Below are 265 nucleotides of genomic sequence, written 5' to 3' on the forward strand. Positions count from 1 at the left end.
GATCCTCCACTGGGGAACTGCTCCAGCAACCTGAAAGTGTACAGCACATCAGGAGAGCCATCAATCCGAGTAATCCTGACTGGACTCTCTTCATGACCCCACCCCTCTCCAGCGAGAAATAAGCAGCAGGGGCAGTGGAAGTAGCGCGAATAAAGCGAACGCTACATTTCCGATAACCGTTCCAAAAGAAAATAGCTCATTCAAGTTTTTCGGAATTTGGGACAAGAGGTAGATAAACGGAAGCAAAATGAACAACATCTGGGAA

At 47.5% G+C, this 265-nt stretch carries 1 pseudogene; it reads right to left on the reverse strand.

Annotated features, from left to right (window positions below):
• Positions 1-90: 90 nt before the first annotated feature.
• Positions 91-265, reverse strand: a pseudogene (locus A372_RS38205) (spore gernimation protein); the annotation flags it as partial.

The organism is Paenibacillus sp. OSY-SE, from assembly GCF_000283315.1.
GTDB classification, from domain to species: Bacteria; Bacillota; Bacilli; order Paenibacillales; family Paenibacillaceae; genus Paenibacillus_B; species Paenibacillus_B profundus.